General features: G+C 59.1%; 12 protein-coding genes and 6 pseudogenes. 9 read left to right on the forward strand and 9 right to left on the reverse strand.

The window, feature by feature from the left end; all coding sequences use genetic code 11:
- Positions 1 to 196 precede the first annotated feature (196 nt).
- A complete protein-coding gene (locus FQ182_RS12080; protein WP_149411776.1) occupies positions 197 to 1,753 on the reverse strand; it encodes a methyl-accepting chemotaxis protein in 1,557 nt (518 codons plus the stop codon).
- 1,139 nt (positions 1,754 to 2,892) lie between these two features.
- Positions 2,893 to 3,330: pseudogene (locus FQ182_RS12085) on the reverse strand (GNAT family N-acetyltransferase); the annotation flags it as partial.
- A 447-nt stretch (positions 3,331 to 3,777) separates the two neighbouring features.
- Between FQ182_RS12085 and ggt the strand changes: the two are divergent.
- Positions 3,778 to 5,622: a gamma-glutamyltransferase gene (ggt, locus tag FQ182_RS12095; RefSeq protein WP_178114435.1), complete on the forward strand. Its 1,845-nt coding sequence runs from the start codon at positions 3,778 to 3,780 to the stop codon at positions 5,620 to 5,622.
- Between the two features lie 65 nt (positions 5,623 to 5,687).
- Here ggt and ddlA read toward each other — a convergent pair whose 3' ends face one another.
- Both ddlA and FQ182_RS12105 read right to left on the reverse strand, forming a co-directional pair.
- Complete coding sequence (ddlA, locus tag FQ182_RS12100) at positions 5,688 to 6,782, reverse strand: D-alanine--D-alanine ligase (RefSeq protein WP_149411778.1); 1,095 nt, start codon at positions 6,780 to 6,782, stop codon at positions 5,688 to 5,690.
- Between the two features lie 100 nt (positions 6,783 to 6,882).
- Positions 6,883 to 7,521, reverse strand: coding sequence for a LysE family transporter (locus FQ182_RS12105; protein ID WP_149411779.1), 639 nt, complete (start codon positions 7,519 to 7,521; stop codon positions 6,883 to 6,885).
- 151 nt (positions 7,522 to 7,672) lie between these two features.
- On the opposite strand from FQ182_RS12105, the gene FQ182_RS12110 reads away from it, so the two are divergent.
- Positions 7,673 to 8,476, forward strand: coding sequence for an AraC family transcriptional regulator (locus FQ182_RS12110; RefSeq protein ID WP_149411780.1), 804 nt, complete (start codon positions 7,673 to 7,675; stop codon positions 8,474 to 8,476).
- Positions 8,477 to 8,592: 116 nt separating this feature from the next.
- On the forward strand, positions 8,593 to 9,138 hold the full coding sequence (locus tag FQ182_RS12115) for a GNAT family N-acetyltransferase (protein WP_149411781.1): 546 nt from the start codon (positions 8,593 to 8,595) through the stop codon (positions 9,136 to 9,138).
- Here the strand turns inward: FQ182_RS12115 and FQ182_RS30900 are convergent.
- From FQ182_RS30900 to FQ182_RS12125, 3 genes and pseudogenes are all read right to left on the reverse strand, one after another.
- Entirely contained in the window at positions 9,131 to 9,562 is a 432-nt protein-coding gene (locus FQ182_RS30900; protein ID WP_371923877.1) for a methyl-accepting chemotaxis protein, read from the reverse strand. The two genes, FQ182_RS12115 and FQ182_RS30900, sit on opposite strands and share 8 nt — an antisense overlap.
- Positions 9,563 to 9,718: 156 nt before the next feature.
- Positions 9,719 to 10,504 (reverse strand): annotated as a pseudogene (locus FQ182_RS30905) (PAS domain-containing protein); the annotation flags it as partial.
- 64 nt (positions 10,505 to 10,568) lie between these two features.
- Positions 10,569 to 10,745, reverse strand: a pseudogene (locus FQ182_RS12125) (DUF2790 domain-containing protein); the annotation flags it as partial.
- 111 nt (positions 10,746 to 10,856) lie between these two features.
- On the opposite strand from FQ182_RS12125, the pseudogene FQ182_RS12130 reads away from it, so the two are divergent.
- Positions 10,857 to 11,754 (forward strand): annotated as a pseudogene (locus FQ182_RS12130) (OprD family outer membrane porin); the annotation flags it as partial.
- Positions 11,753 to 11,845 (forward strand): annotated as a pseudogene (locus FQ182_RS12135) (winged helix-turn-helix domain-containing protein); the annotation flags it as partial. The pseudogenes FQ182_RS12130 and FQ182_RS12135, both read left to right, overlap by 2 nt.
- A 38-nt stretch (positions 11,846 to 11,883) precedes the next feature.
- Here the strand turns inward: FQ182_RS12135 and FQ182_RS12140 are convergent.
- Positions 11,884 to 13,209 carry an MFS transporter gene (locus FQ182_RS12140; RefSeq protein WP_149411783.1) on the reverse strand — a complete coding sequence of 442 codons (1,326 nt, stop codon included), beginning with the start codon at positions 13,207 to 13,209 and terminating at the stop codon, positions 11,884 to 11,886.
- A 198-nt stretch (positions 13,210 to 13,407) separates the two neighbouring features.
- On the opposite strand from FQ182_RS12140, the gene FQ182_RS12145 reads away from it, so the two are divergent.
- The 3 genes and pseudogenes from FQ182_RS12145 to FQ182_RS12155 all read left to right on the forward strand — a co-directional run.
- Entirely contained in the window at positions 13,408 to 14,826 is a 1,419-nt protein-coding gene (locus tag FQ182_RS12145; protein WP_149411784.1) for a short-chain fatty acid transporter, read from the forward strand.
- Positions 14,827 to 15,056: 230 nt separating this feature from the next.
- Positions 15,057 to 16,226 (forward strand): hypothetical protein, encoded by a 1,170-nt coding sequence (locus FQ182_RS12150; RefSeq protein ID WP_149411785.1) that lies wholly within the window; start codon positions 15,057 to 15,059, stop codon positions 16,224 to 16,226.
- A 48-nt stretch (positions 16,227 to 16,274) separates the two neighbouring features.
- A pseudogene (locus tag FQ182_RS12155) lies at positions 16,275 to 16,610 on the forward strand (SET domain-containing protein-lysine N-methyltransferase); the annotation flags it as partial.
- Here the strand turns inward: FQ182_RS12155 and can are convergent.
- Positions 16,607 to 17,251 (reverse strand): carbonate dehydratase, encoded by a 645-nt coding sequence (gene can / locus FQ182_RS12160; protein WP_149411786.1) that lies wholly within the window; start codon positions 17,249 to 17,251, stop codon positions 16,607 to 16,609. The pseudogene FQ182_RS12155 and the gene can sit on opposite strands and share 4 nt — an antisense overlap.
- A 151-nt stretch (positions 17,252 to 17,402) precedes the next feature.
- Here can and FQ182_RS12165 point away from each other — a divergent pair, with 151 nt between their 5' ends.
- On the forward strand, positions 17,403 to 17,807 hold the full coding sequence (locus tag FQ182_RS12165) for a serine kinase/phosphatase (protein WP_149411787.1): 405 nt from the start codon (positions 17,403 to 17,405) through the stop codon (positions 17,805 to 17,807).
- The last annotated feature ends 37 nt before the right edge of the window (positions 17,808 to 17,844 follow it).

Here is a 17,844-nt window from a genome sequence, read left to right on the forward strand (position 1 = left end):
GGTTTCTACCAAAAGCAGGCGTTTTGACTGGAAACCTGGCCATTCGCAAAACAAACCCACGGAGGTGTTGCGTAAAGCGCTAAACCAATTTGTGAAACGCCCCCCTGTAATCACCAGCGCAATGCAATGCTAACCAGCGTCAGCTTCAATCTATCCGTCTACCGGCTAACTGATTGGGGAGTGCTTTAGATCAGCCCTATAATCGAAAGCGCTTAACCAAAACGTCAAGTTCCTGGCCTAAGCGTGCCAACTCGATACTTGAGGCCGCTGTCTCATTACTAGCGCCAGCGGTTTGTTCAGAGATATCACGCACGCTCAGCACGCTACGGTTGATCTCTTCAGCCACTGCGCTCTGCTGCTCAGCGGCTGAAGCAATCTGCTGATTCATCAACTGGATTGTAGACACCGTGCGGGTGATATTTTCCAGAGATGTTCCAGCACGACGAGTTAACTCAACACTGCTATCAGTCAATATACGACTGTTCTCCATAACGGCGGATACCTCTTGAGTGCCGTTTTGCAAGCTGGAGATCAGCTTTTCAATTTCTTCGGTGGATTGCTGGGTACGCTGCGCCAGGCTACGAACTTCATCGGCAACTACCGCAAAACCTCTTCCAGCTTCACCAGCTCGCGCGGCCTCAATGGCGGCATTGAGAGCGAGTAGGTTGGTTTGTTGGGCGACCGCCTTAATAACATCGAGCACGCCGCCGATTTTGCTGCTTTCCTCTCTGAGATTACTCATAGCTACGGTGGAGTTGCCGACTTCGATAGCTAGGCGTTCGATTTGAGCCACTGCCTCGCCAACAACTTTGTCACCTTCGCGAGCCTGCTGATCTGCGGCGGCCGCGGCGTCAGAGGCTTCTTCAGCATTACGCGCTACCTCTTGCACGGTGGAGGTCATTTGGTTCATGGCAGTAGCAACTTGATCGGTTTCGACTCTTTGGCTGTTCACACCAGCACTGGTCTGCTCGGTGACGGCTGACAACTCTTCGGCAGCGCTAGAAATCTGGATGACACTAGCGCCAATACCGCCAATCAGTTCACGCAGGCTGGTGGTCATCTGTTGCAGGCCTCTCTGCAATTGCCCTACCTCATCGCGGCGATTGACCTCCATATCCTGACTCAAATCGCCTGAGGCAATACGATCGACGTCCTTGAGGACATGCTGCAACGGTGTAACGATTTGCCGGGTAATGATCCAGGCCGCGACGGCACCGAGCAGCAACGCCAGCGCAGCGATGCTAGCAAGCAAGGTTTTAGCAAAAGACGAATCGGCATCGCGCTTAGCGGATTGCGACGCTATCAACTGCTGAGTGGTATTGAGCAGGATATCGCCTTGCACACCTATTCGGGCGAACACCGGAGCCAGATCGGCTCCCGCCTGGCTTAAGGCGCCCTGGGCATCGCGATACACCCTGACCGCGGCTATCTGCTGGTCAATCAGCGCCGCATCGCTGGGCACGGTCAGTTGGACACGAGCAGTGTTCAAATACCCAGCCAGTTCGTCGAGCGTCTGGAGGATCATCCGGTCACTGTCCCCCTTAGGATTGAGCTCCATCTGCAAGCGATGAATTCGCAGGTCCTTGGTCATCTCGCTGACACGAGCGATGTCCTGTACTTTGACGCCGCGCTCAGCAAGAGCATTGATTGCTGTCCAACTGGTGAGAGCAAGGAGAAAAGTCAACGCCAATACCAGGCCGAATCCAAGACTGAGTTTGGTACCTACACGGATATTGCTGATCCAGCCGAACATAAATACTCCAAGCAGTAGATTGCGTTTACCAGGGGATAAACTATAGAGGTCTATCGACGGCCCTTTGTGATGCTTTAGCTACGCTGTCCACCCTTCGTCGGAATGTAAGACAGGCATGAGACGAAACCGGTGCCGGGTGGGCGTCTGAGGCTTATCCCATGCGGGGGCCGTCAAGAGCCGGGCTTTGCCGTCTCATACCCCAGACGGATTCTGGACAGGCTCTGGACAGCCGGACAGGCCGCAGATCATCCAGCTCGGCCCAGGAGCCAAAGCCAGCACGGTCTGGCGGCGGATCGGCTAGGCGGCCGAAAGCTACCTCGTCCAGAAACAGGGAGGGGCCGCGACGGTCACTTTCGGGACAAGTGGCCCACGGCCGCCCCAGGCAAACGCGGCCATAATCCTTGACGGAGTCTTGACGAAATTTTTGACAGATCTTGACGGATTTCTCCGCCCCCCCCCACAAGTGGGAACGCTGAAAGCCACGCAGTTCATGGCTTTTCGGGCACTCGCACCGCTTGGCTGGTACCAGCGTTGTCAAAAATTCCAAACTGGGCCCTAAAGGTAACTGCTCGACCAATCGCCAGGCCCAAGCCTGCGGGATGGGGTGGTGAAACACCGACCCAGATAAATCCTTAGAACGCTAAGTAATACTAGACAGGCACTAGACGGATTTTCGCCGAAAGACCACGTTAAAATTGCCCGCAGTCCAAGCAATACGCCGCCGCCAGCGTGAAAGGTGGTGTGCTGGCGCTTGATGCTCGTCAAGTATTTACCGGGGCTTCCAGCGACCTGACAGTAGGTCGGAGCAGGGGGTGAACGAGTCGTTCACCCTGGAGCGGAAAATGGTCGGTTCCCCAGCTTGGCCAACCCCCGGATTCCAGGTAGTTGCTCACGTTCCGCTGGTAACCTCTATGGGTCATCTGCTGGCCTAGGTTCGTTCGGAGGCCAGCATCAATCGCGCATCGAAGATAGAGCCGTGTATCCCCTGGTGTATCCCTTTAAAATACGAACACATAAATAACCAACAAATACAGCATGTTACTTATCTAGTTCAAATGTCTGTGTACCACCAAGTACTAAAAACGGCTTACCAAAAGGTAGGCCGTTTTTTATGCCTGGAGAAAATCCCTACCCCTGCATTACCCCAGCCTTACAAAACACTGCTCAATCACCGGCGCGCCCCACTGTTGCCCTTCCTGTTCCGATTCCAGAATAAAGCCCGCGTCTTCATAGAGCTTGCGCGCGACATCAAGCCCCTTGAACGTCCAAAGCCGCACGACGGGGAACCTCTGCTCATCGCAAAAGGTAAGTGCCTCGTTCAACAAGCGTTTACCCAATCCCTGGCCTTGAGCCGATGGATCAAGAATAAAGCAGCGCAGTATCGCCTCGCCCTTTTCGCCCTCAGCGTCGATGGCAATCGAGCCGACAATCCGCTCAGCGTCCAATACGGTCCACACCTCGTTGCGAGGATTGGACAAGCGCCCCATCAACTGTGCCATGTCCGATGCCACCAGGCTTTCAAAGGGCTGGCCGAATTCGGCGTGCCTGGAATAGTAATCGGCATGCATTTGCGTAAGTGAGTCTCCGCCAACCTGGGTTGCATGAAACCCAGCTCTCGAACCATGAGTCGGGATGCCGAACGGATTTGATCAATGAGATCCGGTTGGAAAGCATTCACAGGGGCCACCTCATCTGAACAGGGCATTTAGTTGTGCAAGGCAACTACATGAATTTAAGTTGCACCGAACAACTACCTCTCGGATTTTGACGCTCGCCCTCCTCCACTGCTAGTGTCCGACCTCCCCAAACAGACGGAGCGCCCCGGTGAAACTGGACATCTACCAAGTTGACGCCTTTAGCGACCACCCCTTTGGTGGCAACCCGGCTGCACGCTGAGCAGGGCGGCAAGCGCCGCGGCGAATTGCGCGGCGATCGGGTGATTATTTCCGGCAAGGCCGTGCTGTATAGGCAAGATACGATTTACCTGTAGAGCGTTACCCTAGGGACAACAGATCATTCTCAAAATGAACGGAGTTCATCGCGTGTTTTCGATTTTTCATCATCACAGGCTTACCACCCTCTCGTTGATAGCCGCCGCTCTTACCCTCGCCGCTTGCCACAGCGCCACCACGCCTGAGTTGCCGCCTGCCCCCGAGTTGGGTTCGGGCTATCGCACCGATATGAGCGTGCGTCACGCCGAGCGCCATATGGCTGCAGCGGCTAACCCGTTGGCAGCCGAAGCCGGGCGGGAAATCCTGCGCAAGGGTGGCTCGGCCATTGATGCGGCGATTGCCATGCAAGCGGTACTCACCCTGGTGGAACCGCAATCCTCCGGGATCGGCGGCGGCGCTTTTATCATGCTGTGGGACGGTAAACAGGTACGCGCCTACGACGGTCGCGAAACTGCGCCGGCCGGCTCCACCAAGCGCTTGTTCCTGAAGGCCGACGGTACGCCGATGGCGTTTCCTCAGGCGCAGATTGGTGGCCGTTCAGTCGCCACACCCGGCGTGTTGCGCGCACTGGAGATGGCACACAAAAAGACCGGCCGCCTGCCGTGGGCCACGTTGTTTGAGCCGGCCATTAACTTGTCCGAAAAAGGCTTCCCGATTTCCCCACGCCTGCACAGCCTGATTGCCGCCGACCGGTACATCAGCCAATCACCGGACATGGCCGCCTACTTCCTCAACACCGACGGCACGCCAAAAGCCACTGGAACGCTGCTGAAAAACCCAGCCTTGGCCAACGTCTTCAAACGCATCGCCAAGGAAGGACCGGACGCTCTTTACCTCGGCCCAATTGCCGAAGAAATCACCCGCAAGGTCCAGGGCAATAGCAACGCCGGCAGCCTGTCGCTGAGCGATCTCAAAGGCTACAGCGCCAAGGAGCGCGCGCCGTTGTGCACCGACTACAAACGCTGGCAAGTCTGCGGCATGCCGCCACCGTCTTCGGGCGGAATTGCCATTGCGCAGATCCTTGGCACCTTGCAGGCATTAGAAGCCCGCGATCCACGTTTGGCGCTGGCCCCCTTGAAACCGGTGAAGACGCCAACAGCGGCAGGCCTGGAGCCGCTCCCGGAAGCCGTCCACCTGATCGCCGAGGCCGATCGCCTGGCCTATGCCGACCGCGCCCTGTACGTGGCCGACAGCGACTTCGTTCCGGTACCGACCGCCGGGCTTGTGGCCCCCGACTATCTGGCCAGCCGCGCCGCTTTGATCAGTGATCGCAGCATGGGGATTGCCCAACCCGGCAAGCCTGCTGGAATTGAGGTGGCATACGCGCCGGATCGCTCGCCGCTGCGCATCTCCACTTCCCAGGTAGTGGCCGTGGACGATCAAGGCGGCGCCGTGTCGATGACCACCACCGTCGAGGCGGCCTTTGGCTCCCACGTCATGGTCCAGGGCTTTTTGCTCAACAACCAGATGACGGACTTTTCCTTTATTCCCGAGGAAAACGGCCAGCCGGTCGCCAACCGAATCGAGCCGGGTAAACGCCCACGCTCCTCCATGGCTCCGACCCTGGTATTCGACCGCCAAAGCGGCGAACTGCTGGCTACCGTCGGCTCCCCAGGCGGTTCACAGATTATCGAATACGTCAGCAAATCCCTGGTAGCCATGCTCGACTGGAACCTGGACCCGCAAGCCGCCATCAGCCTGCCCAACTTCGGCAGCCGCAACGGCGCGACCGAGTTGGAGCAAGGATTGTTCAGCCCGCAGTTGAAACAGGCGCTCAAGGACAAGGGCCACGTCCTCAGCGAGATCGACATGACCAGTGGCACCCAGGCCATCGTTCGGGTGCGGGATGTCCAGGGCAAGGTGTCGTGGAGTGGTGGAGCTGATCCGCGGCGTGAGGGGGAGGCGTTGGGGGATTAAATAGCTCGCAGCTGCGATTGACCCCGTAGATCCCTGCCCTATCTACTGGCTGGCACGGGCTTCACTTAACGACTGATCTTCAAACCCTTACGCCCTGCATGCCGCTCCAGCGCCAGCTCGATCAAGCGGCTGACCAGTTCGCTATAGCTCATGCCGGCGGCCTGCCACAGCTTGGGGTACATGCTGATGCGGGTGAAGCCGGGCAGTGAGTTGATTTCGTTGATCAGCACTTGGCCGTCGTCAGCGAGGAATACGTCGACCCGCGCCAGCCCGGCGCAGCCCAAGGTTTGGAAGGCTTCGATGGCCAGGGTGCGAATACGCTCGCTGGCTTCGACGCTGATAGCCGCTGGCACCACCACTTGGGCGGCCTGGTCGTCGATGTATTTGCTGTCGTAGGAATAGAACCCATCACGCACCACAATCTCGCCGCAACCGCTGGCGATAGGGTTGTCATTGCCCAGCACGGCACATTCGATTTCCCGGCCTTTGACCGCCGACTCCACCAGCACTTTTTCATCAAAGCCCAGGGCCAGTTCAACGGCGGCGAGGTACTCGGTTTCGTTGCCGACTTTGCTCACGCCCACCGAAGAGCCCTGGTTCGCCGGCTTGACGAACATCGGCAAACCAAGTTTGTGCTGCGCCTGCTGGAACGAGGTACGGGCAGCGTTGCCACGGTTGAGGGTGATAAACGGCGTCACCGCAATCCCGGCATCGCGCAGCAGGCGCTTGCTGATGTCCTTGTCCATGCACACCGCCGAACCCAATACGTCAGAGCCAACAAACGGCAAGTCCGCCATGCGCAGCAGGCCTTGCAGGCAACCGTCTTCGCCAAGGGTGCCATGGACGATGGGGAAGATTACGTCGACGTGTTCCAGCAAGGTCTGGCTAGAGGTTTCCACCAATTGCTGGCTGGCCTTTCCCGGAACCACGGCCAACTCGCGGCTGGACTGGTTGAGGGCGATCAACGCAGGGTTTTCCTGGTTGATCAGAAAATCGGAGGTGTCATTGAGGTGCCAGTGGCCGGCCTTGTCGATGCCAATCAGCACCGGCTCGAAGCGCGAACGGTCCAGGGCATCGACGATGTTACGTGCCGACTGCAACGACACCTCGTGCTCGGCCGAACGCCCACCAAAAATAATACCTACCCGCAACTTGCTCATGACTGGCCTCGCGTTGAACGTGTTCTGAAAAGTCACGCTACTTAACACCAGGCTTGCATCAACTTAAAGGGGCTGTGGCACTTTTTCCTATGCGCTGATCTCAGCGAGTAGTCACCAGATGCGCGCCGAACAGCACATAGCAACTGCCGGCAAAGCGGTCTAGCCACTTGCGCGAACGGCTGTAGACGTTGGCCATCCGCTCGCTGGAAAACACCAGCGCCACGCAGGAGTACCAACTGAATGACAGGCTCGCCATGGTGATCACCGCCAGCGTCAACAACATCGGCGAGGGCGACACAGCCATGGTGGAGGCGAAGATGGTGGCGACAAACAGCGCCGCCTTGGGGTTGGACAGATTGCCAAGCAATCCCAGGCGCCAGGCGGAAAACAGCGAGCGCTGAGGCTCATCAGGCAACAGGGCCTGATCCATGGCGGGTGCTGCGCGCTTGAACAACTTCAATCCCAGGTAAATCAGGTAGCAACCGCCGATGATCTTGAACGCCAGGTACAGCATAGGCGCTGCGGTAAACAGCGACTTGATCCCCAACCCGCCGGCCAAACCCCACATCACCGTGCCGGTGGCCACGCCGCAAGACGCCACCACACCGTGGCGGCGCGAGCAACTGGCGGCCAACTGCGCGGTATTGAAGAAATTCGGTCCCGGCGTCACCACGGCGACGGCCCAGAGCAGGGCCAGCGACACCAGCGGCGCGGCATAGGCAGGATTGAAAAAATCCATGTAAGGGTTCCGCCAGGTCAGTGCACGAACACGAATCATAGACCCGGCCAACGGAGCTGTCTGCCCACTGCGTGCACGATCGTTCAAGACCCCGGCAGACAGCTGATTCACACTGGGTTAACGTATCTATATCCCAATATGCCGCTCTGCCATGACCAAACCCACTCTCGACTGGCTGCACCGCGCCCCCCACGCCAGTGGGCTGGAGCGCATCGAGGCGTATTTTGCCGGGTTTGGCTACGACCCCCATCGCCACGACACCTACGCCATCGGCCGCACCCTGTTTGGCGTGCAGAGCTTTCACTATCGCGGGGCCCAGAGTCACAGCCTGCCGGGCGGGACCATGGTCTTGCACCCCGATGAAGTCCACGACGGTTATGCCGGCAGCGCGCAAGGTTTCAAGTACCGGATGATCTATGTCGAACCGGCGCTGATCCAGCAGATTCTCGGCGGCAAGCCGTTGCCGTTTATCCACAATGGTCTGTCCAGCGACCCGTGGCTGTACCGGGCCAGTGAAGTGCTGCTGCAAAGCCTGGATTGCCCGATTGATCCGTTGCAGGAACAGGACGCACTGTTCGACCTGGCCCATGCCCTGAATAACGCATCGGGCATCAGCACCAGTCGCAAGACCTTCGATTACCGAGCCGCCGAACGTGCCCGGGAATTTATCCACAGCGCCCTGGGCCGCACCATCACTTTGGATGAAATGGCCGAACACAGCGGCCGGGATCGCTGGGCATTGTCGCGCGATTTTCGCCTGCTGTTCGGCACCAGTCCCTATCGCTACCTGACCATGCGCCGCCTGGACCTGGTGCGCAGCCTGCTAGTGCAGGGCCAGTCGATGGTCGACGCCGCGCTGACCGCAGGTTTCACCGACCAAAGCCATATGACCCGGCAATTTCGCAGCACCTTCGGGTTGCCGCCGTCACGCTGGGTGAAGATGCTCGGGCGCTGAGGCAGGCGCGATGGTAGGTTTAAAGCTTCATGCCCAGCCACCTGAAACTTGAACCCACACTCTGGGTTGTGAGATGAAGATAACGTTCGTTACAGCGACCGCGAGGCTTTACAAGGATGAACCTGACATTGACGCCCCCGCAGTGGGATGACGTGAACGAAGTGCTGGCCTTCGAGCTGGGGAATCGGGCGTACTTCGAAAGCTGGGTCAACGCCAGACCCGACACTTACTACAGCGTCGACGGCGTAACCCGGGCAATCGAGACCGCCCTGCTGGAAGCCAATGAAGACCGTGCCTATCAGTATCTGGTGCGCGAGAACGGGGTTCTGGTGGGACGGATCAACTTTACCCAAGTCCGGCGCCGGTACTTCCATTCGGCGTCCCTGGGTTACCGCATGGGCGCCGACCACACCGGGCGCGGCCTCGCCCGGCAAGCCGTGGGGCTAGGCTTGAAAAAAGCCTTTGAAGAGCACGCCCTGCTGCGCATCGAAGCCACGGTGCGCCCGGAAAACCCAGGCTCCCTGCGGGTGCTGGAGCGCAGCGGCTTCACTCAGTACGGCCACTCACGCAAAAGTTTTCTGTTCCATGGGCAGTGGTTCGACATGCTGCACTTTGAAATCCACGCGCAACCCAACACTACGACAAGCACGGAAGTTAGGTAGCCAGCTGATTGGCAAACTGCCCCACCGCACTGACCACTTTCTGCGCGCCGTCCTGGATTTCCACGATCACCGTGCCCGCTTCCGCCGCCAGGGCCAAGCCTTGCTCGGCCTGGAGTCGGCCATCGGTCATCAACGCCACCGCATCCCGGGCCATGTCCTGGTTCTGACGCACCACCCCGACGATTTCCTCGGTGGCTTTGCTGGTGCGCGAGGCCAACTGCCGGACCTCATCGGCCACCACCGCAAAGCCGCGCCCCTGTTCCCCGGCGCGGGCAGCTTCAATGGCGGCGTTGAGCGCCAGCAGGTTGGTCTGCTCGGCAATCCCGCTAATGGTCTTGACGATACTGCCAATCACCTGGGACTGGGCATTGAGTGCTTCGATGCCCTCGCCCGCCTGCTGCATGTGCTTGGCCAGGTCACGCATCACGTCCACCGCCTGGGTCACGACAGTGGTGCCGCGCTGGGCACTGCTGTCGGTTTGCAGGGAAGTGCTGTAGGCAATGTTAGCGGCCTCGGCAACCGCCTGCTCCTGATTGACCTGATCGGTGATCACCGTGGCGAACTTGACCACTTTGTACAGCCGGTTGTTGGCATCGACCACCGGGTTGTAGGACGCTTCCAACCAAACCACCCGGCCATGGGAGTCGATGCGCTTGAAGCGATCAGCGACAAATTCACCGGCACTCAGGCGTTTCCAGAAGGCCTGGTACTCGGCGCTGTTGTAGTCCTCCGGTTGACAGAACGTACGGTGATGTTTGCCCTGGATCTGCGCCAGGCTGTAGCCCATACCATTGAGGAAACGCTCGTTGGCGGTGAGGACATTGCCATTGAGGTCGAACTCGATCACCGCTGTGGAACGCACCAGCGCCGTGATCAGGTTTTCGTGCTCGCGGGATGCCTCGATGGTGCGGGTCAGATCGCTGGAGTACACCGAAAAATGCTTGATGCGCCCATCGGCGCTGCGTACCGGTTGCACGATGGAGCGCAGCCAGGCTTCCTTGCCGTTGCCACGCAGCAGGCGCACGGTACCGGCAAAGTGTTCGCCACGGCTGAGGGCGTTTTTAAAGCGCTTCTGGAACTCATCCTGCTTCACATGGGCTGGGACAAAGTCCTCGATCGCACGGCCGAGCAAGTCACCCGCCTTGTAGGCCATCTCCTGAAGAAAGTTTTGGTTGACCGACTCGATGTGCCCTTTTGGATCAAGCGTCAGGGCAAGCATTTCGCTCTCCAGGCTCTCCTTGACTTGCTGCAGGCTGGACAATTCTTCGCGAAGAGCGGACAGCTCCTGCTTCAAGCGGGTGTTGAACATGGGGGCACCGATGGGCAAGTAAAAATAGCCAGTGAGAACAGCGATCTGTCTAACCATCGGCGCTCGCGGCGTTTTCTGAAGAGGGCTTTAGCGCCACACCCAACTATATTTTTCCAGCCCCTCAACTGCCGTTATTACGGCACAGGCCCATCACCTGATATTCGAGGGTATTGAGGGTGCCGCTGGAGTCCTCATAAGTCATGCGCGAGGGCACGGCCTTGCAAGCGCGAATCGGTGGCGTGACGCTAACCACCCTGGCGATGTCCAGCTTCATGCCATACCGATAGGCCTGCACCTGGCGACCAAAAAAGCTAATAGCTGCCAATACCAAGGAGCGCTACATCTGCACTAACCGCAAACGTACCTTTCAATAATCTCCGTATTGGCCGGATGTACGCCGCTGGCGAGCATGGCCGTGGAAGATAAACCCGAAGGTTTTATCGATGGCAGTACCTTGAACGTGCTGGCGCGCAACTTTTACTTCAATCGTAATGACCGCAAAGGCCAGTCCAGCCCCACCGGCAACGGCTATTCAGAGGCTTGGGCGCAAGGGCTGATCGGCAAGTTCGAGTCAGGGTTCACTCAGGGCACAGTAGGTTTTGGCCTGGATGCCTTTGCGATGTATGGTTTGAAGCTGGATTCGGGCTCCGGGCGCAGCGGCGGCAAGGGGTCGTTCAGCGTGATGCCGGTAGACAGCGACAACCGTCCCGAAGATGGCTACAGCAAACTTGGTGGCGCCGCGAAAATGCGTCTGCTGGATACCGTGATCAAGGTCGGTGATGTGTTCCCGCAAACGCCGGTGGTGCACTACGGTGACTCGCGCTTGTTGCCGGAAAGCTTTCGCGGCGTCACCCTGGAAAACACCAGCCTGGAAGGCTTGAACTTGCAAGGCGGGCTCCTGCATGCCATGAGCCAATCGACCGCCATCGGTGTTTGGCGGTTTTAATTACTAGAAGGCGGTGGACGAGGGCAAGAAGCTGTTGGGCGAATTCGATAACAGCATCTGGAGCGCCCGGCTCGGCGTGAAGGTCGGCGCGCATCGCCTGGCCCTGTCGCACCAGTGCAACAACGGCGATGACGACTTCGATTACTTGCGCCAGTCGGACTCGATCTTCCTCGACAACTCGATCCAGTACAGCGACTGCAACTCACCCAAGGAGCGCTCATGGATGGCGCGCTACGACCTGGACATGCAGACCTTCAGCATTCCCGGCCTGTCGTTCATGACCCGCTACGGCAAAGGCACCGGCGCTGACTACAGCAACGCCAACGCGGTGTACATGCGCCGCGATGGCGCGGGTGACCCGCCGCCTGCGGGCGAAGATCGATGACCCGTTCGATCACAAGCTGATCCACACCCTACGGAGTGTGGGCTATGTATTGGAGGCGCGTGACTAGCCGCTGATCGCACCAAAACAGCACACGGAAGCTCTGGCTTAGTGATCTGGGTGTGGCACTTTCTGATGTAACGATTCTCCCGCCAAGGTGTGGCGCTTGCCGAAGTGCGCCGCACTCACCGCCCCCACTGCCCCCATCACCACGCAATACCCCACGCATATCCATGGACGGGTGGGCATCAACGCGATCAACATCAGCGGTGTGGTGCTGGCCCACAGGGCGTAGGCAATGTTGTAGGTGAAGGAGATCCCCGAGACGCGAATTTGCGCCGGAAACAGGCTGACCATCACCGACGGCACCGCGCCTACCACGCCGCAACTCAAGCCGGCGATAGCGTAAGCCGCACCGAGCCAGACGCCGCCCGCGATCAAACTGGCGTAGAGCACGGCAATCCCCATCGGCAGCAGCAGGCTGTAGACCAGCACTGCACGCCAGGCGCCGATGCGGTCCACCAGCAGGCCGGCAAGGACGCAGCCGATGTTCAGGAAAACGATGCCCAGACTGCTCAGGGCGAAAGTGTGGCTTGGGGTCATGCCGAAGGTTTTCTGCATCATGGTCGGGGTGATGACCACCAGAACGACCACCGCCGAGGTCAGCACGCAGGTGAGGATCATCGCCGGCAGCAGTGCGTGGCGGTGTTCACGCAAAACGGTGCGCAGGGGCATTTCCGTATCCGTCTTGCGACGGGCCTGCATCGCCAGGAACACGGGGGTTTCGCTAAGCCAGCGCCGTAGCCAGACGCCGATCACGCCAAACACACCGCCCAACAGAAACGGAAAGCGCCAGGCGTAGTCGAGGATCTCGGCCGGGGTGAATACTTGCGCCAGTAATGTTGCCGTCAGTGCGCCGAGCAGGTAGCCGAAGGTCAGGCCGGCCTGCAGGAATCCCAGGGCATAACCACGGTGATTGGCCGGTGCGTGCTCGGCGACGAACACCCAGGCGCTCGGTACTTCACCGCCCACCGCGGCACCTTGAAGTACCCGCAGCACCAGCAGTATCAACGGCGCGAAATAGCCAATTTGCGCGTAGGTGGGCATGATGCCGATCAGCAGGCACGGCAGCGCCATCATCAGGATGCTCAGGCTGAACACCCGTTTGCGTCCCAGGTGATCGGCGAAGTGCGCCATCAGGATTCCACCCAGGGGCCGCGCCAGGTAGCCGGTGACGAAGATGCCGAAGCTTTGCAGCAGGCGCAGCCATTCGGGCATTTCCGGGGGGAAGAACAGTTGGCTCAGGGTCAGGGCAAAAAACACGAAAATAATGAAATCGTAGATTTCCAGGGCACCGCCCAGGGCGGCCAGGCCCAGGGTTTTGTAGTCGGAGCGGGAGAAACGCTGCGCCTGTGGATAAGCGGTGGCAGTCATGAAGAAGCTCGGCAGACAAACAAATGGCATGCAGGTTATGAGCTGAGTCGAATCCTGGCAATCACAGCCGATATATTCGTTTTACTCATTGATCCATGAAAATAACAACATTCCCAAATAAATGCCCGTGGGCCAAGATGCGGCAATACCTTGCGAACACCCTGCCGCCCCCATAATAACTACAAGAGGTACTCCAACGTGGCCGATCCTATCGAAGATAGCCGCTATGCCCGCTTTGCCCTGCGGTGCTCGAACTTTGCCGAGCGCTGGTTTCCCGATTCCTGGGTGTTTGCCGCCCTTGCCGTGATCATTGTCGCCGTAGCGACCTTGAGCATGGGCGCAGCACCGACCGAGGCTGCCAAAGCCTTCGGTGATGGTTTCTGGAGCCTGATCCCGTTCACCATGCAAATGGCCTTCGTGGTGATTGGCGGTTATGTGGTCGCCAGTTCGCCGCCGGCCGTAAAGTTGATTGATCGCCTGGCGCGCATTCCCAAAAACGGCCGCTCCGCTGTGGCTTGGGTAGCGTTGATTTCCATGGTCGCCTCGCTGCTCAACTGGGGCTTGTCCCTGGTCTTCGGCGGTTTGCTGGTGCGCGCTCTGGCCCGCCGTACTGACTTGCGCATGGACTACCGCGCCGCCGGTGCCGCCGCGTACCTGGGCCTCGGCGCGGTATGGGCCCTGGGGCTGTCGTCGTCGGCAGCGCAGTTGCAGGCCAACCCGGCCAGCCTGCCGCCGTCGATTCTGTCGATCACCGGGATGATTCCCTTCACCGAGACCATCTTTCTCTGGCAATCGGGCGTGCTGTTGCTGGCGTTGATTGTGGTGTCGCTGGTCATCGCTTACGTCACCGCGCCTGGACCCAACTCCGCCCGTGACGCCAAGGCCTGCGGAGTCGATCCGGCATTTAACCTGCCCAAGCCGCAACCACCGACCCGCCCCGGCGAATGGCTGGAGCACAGCCCATTGCTGACCATCCTGCTGGCCTTGCTGGCGGCCGGGTGGCTGTTCCATGAGTTCTCCACCAAGCCGGCGATCAGCGCTATTTCGGGGCTAAACACCTACAACTTTTTGTTCCTGATGGTGGGGGCATTGTTGCACTGGCGCCCGCGCAGTTTCCTCGACGCGGTGGCCCGCGCAGTGCCAACCACCACCGGGGTGCTGATCCAGTTCCCGTTGTATGGTTCCATCGCGGCGCTGATGACAGTGGTAAAGGGCGGCGACGGGCAGACGTTGGCCCACCATATCTCGACATTTTTCACCTCTATAGCTTCCCACGACACTTACGCCCTGCTGATGGGCGTGTACTCAGCGGTGCTGGGGTTCTTTATTCCGTCGGGTGGCGGCAAGTGGATCATCGAAGCCCCTTATGTGATGCAAGTGGCCAACGACCTGCAATATCACCTGGGCTGGGCGGTGCAGATCTATAACGCCGCCGAGGCGCTGCCCAACCTGATCAACCCGTTCTACATGCTGCCGCTGCTGGGTGTGCTGGGGTTGAAGGCGCGGGATTTGATTGGTTTCTCGTTTGTGCAGTTGCTGGTGCATACGCCGCTGGTGCTGTTTCTGTTGTGGGCGCTGGGGACGACGTTGACGTATTTGCCGCCGGTGATGCCTTAATTTAGTTGAACCGCGCCTGTTATTGTGACAGGTGCGGTTAGGTTCATGATCACCCGAGGCCAGAAACCCATCGGCGACTTGAGCAATGCGTTGCACTTCACGGTGTAGCCGCTCTTGCCCAATAGCGACAAGAAAACAGATTTCCCACGCATGTTTCCTGGTCAACCGCTACTGTGTGAGGGTGGGCACTCACCCCGCGCAGACGGGCTTTCGCTGACAAGGAAACATGCATGTTTAAACTGACCAGGTTGTCCTTCACCCTGGCGGCACTGAGCTTGAGTGCGGTCGTACAGGCTGACGTCATCGTGCCGCTGGGCACCCCGCAACGGGTCACCCAACTGTTTGCCTATCCCAATAATTGCAGCGTTATCTGTTTTCGGCCGCTGACGCTGGAGCAGACCGTTGAGCATTACCTTAACCAGAGCCTTCAGCGTGATGGTTACAGTCGAGCGAAAGTCAGCGTAAAAAACGATCAGAGTCAAATACTGGCCCACTTCAGCGGTGTGCCGGACGGCTACGGCCAGCCGTTGACCACACTGCTCAACACGGCAGACCTGGCCTATCAGGGCGCCAGCAAACTCAACAGCGACGGCAAGTGGCAGTTCAACTGGTACCTGTTCCTGCCGTTGGGCATGGCGCTGGAAAACCGCAAAAGCATCGAACTGCTGCACTTCCCGCCGGACTATTCCCTGACCCACTTCCAGGACTACCTGGAATCAGCCACCACTGACCGTTGGGCCACGCTGCTGACCGCCAACGGCCTCCCGGCGACCCAGACGCCGGAGTACCAGACCATCATCGATATCGCACCGATTGCCGCCCCCGCCACGGCAGGCAAAGATTTGGAGGGGGTCTACGGTTACTTCACCGAGTACCAGACGCGGATGGTCAAGGAACTCAGCCAGAACGCCAGCGGCTCGTTGCCGATGGTAGCGTTCGGCGCGCCAGTGCGCAGTTGGATCAAGCAGCAGTACGGACAGAGTGTGGCGGTACTGGGCCTCGCGCAGATCAGCCCAGCCGAAGGCGCCAACGTCGCGGTATTGGGCGCCAACCACCCCAGTTACATCTGGTACGCCGCCAACCCCGACACCTACGACGGCGACGAACAAAAAGCCGACGATGCCGGCTTGAAAATCATGGGCCAGGACTTGAGCGCTGCCTGCTGGCAGGCCGCAATGGGCCAAAAGCCCGCCAGCGATCCTAATGTGCAACTCAAAGGTTGTATGAACACCTGGCAAGTGACCCGCAAGGAGCAGACCTGCGAGTTGTTCTATACCTCAATTCGCGAGTTCCCCCCCGAGCAAGCGAAGGCCAAGTGCGCCACGCCAGCGATCAAGGCTCAACTCAAGCAATTGAAGAGCGCAGCGCCTGCCCCGTCAGCGAGCATCCCGGCGCTTTAATGACAGGTAATCAGCAGGCATTTTCTTACGCAAAAAATGGGCAATATCTCCGGGCACACCCTGGGCGAGCGACGCCTGCATACGCTACAGGTGTCTGCTCGCATCCACCTATATGACCCCTGGTGCAGCGGCCTACTGTTGCACTCCTGCAACCCGAACACTTTTCTCGACATCAGCGAGCTGGAGCTGTGGTCGGTCCAGGCCATCCCCGCCGGAACCCTCCTGACCATGGATTACGCCAGCACTGAAGACGTGTTGTTTCGGCAGTTCCCTTGCCGTTGCGGCGCCGGCAACTGCCGGGGCTGGATCACCGGTATAAAGGAGCCGCTGAACGCTGAAGGCCAGCTGTTCATGGAACAGTGGCGCAAACGTAAAAGCCCTTAAACAGCGCCTACCGGACGCAAACGGTACTGCGGCGGCAACTGCTCAAAGCCGCTGATGGTGGCGTTCAGGCTTTTCCAGCGACCGTCCTTGATCCCGTAGATGCAGCCGTGGATCGACAGGCTCTGCCCACGGTGCCAGGCGTTTTGCACAATGCTGGTGTGGCCGACGTTGGCCACTTGCTGGATCACGTTCAGCTCACAGAGGCGGTCGACCCGCTCTTCTTCCGTAAGCAATTGGCCCAGCACTTCGCGGTTTTCGTAGTAAAGGTCGCGGATTGAGCGCAGCCAGCCATCAATCAGACCGAGTTGGCGGTCCTGCATCGAGGCGCGCACACCGCCGCAGCCATAGTGGCCGGTGACCAGGATGTGCTTGACCTTGAGGACGTCAACGGCGTACTGAATCACCGACAGGCAGTTAAGGTCGGTGTGCAGCACCACATTGGCCACGTTACGGTGCACAAACAGGTCGCCAGGCAACATGCCGACGATCTCGTTGGCCGGTACACGAGCGTCCGAACAGCCAATCCACAGATATTCCGGGGTTTGCTGACGGGCGAGCTTGGCGAAGAATTCCGGATCTTCCTGTTTGATCGCATCCGCCCAGCGTTCATTGTTATCAATCAGGTCTTGTAGTTCGTTCATCAGGTCAGCCTCAGGAATCATGCGCAGCTTTGACAGACGACCACCCATCGGGGTCACGTCCAGGACGCAGATAGTCGAACGGAAAATACCTTGAATCTTAAAGGGCCGCGCCTGTCCACACACTATAAGCCCCACATTATGAGGAATAGCCATGACTGAATCACGACGTCCTTTCGGCGCCACTCAACCGGAGCCGATTGATGACAACGAAGACCGCATGGGCTCGATGCGGGAGCTGGACTTTGATGAGGAGGAGCCGACGGCGGAAATTGGCAATGAGCTCCCGCGGGGTGAACGCGAACACTTGATGCCCGAGCAGCGGGTGCGAGAAGCCGGGATGACCGCAGCCTCGACCGCCGATCATGAGGCGACCGATGACGATATGAGCCCGCAAACGCTGATCCGTGAAGATGGTGCGCGCGATGCCCATGAAGCAGGGGAAGGTGAGCCGGCGGATTGGGACCTGAGCATCGTTGATGAGGATGATATTGGTGGCGGGAATGGTCTGGATGAGGCGGAGATGGCGGAGCGGGACCCGGTGGATGGCAATCGCTGAAGCAACGCGGTTCTAACTATGGGAGCGAGCAAGCTCG

The organism is Pseudomonas sp. ANT_H4 (genome assembly GCF_008369295.1).
Lineage (GTDB): Bacteria > Pseudomonadota > Gammaproteobacteria > Pseudomonadales > Pseudomonadaceae > Aquipseudomonas.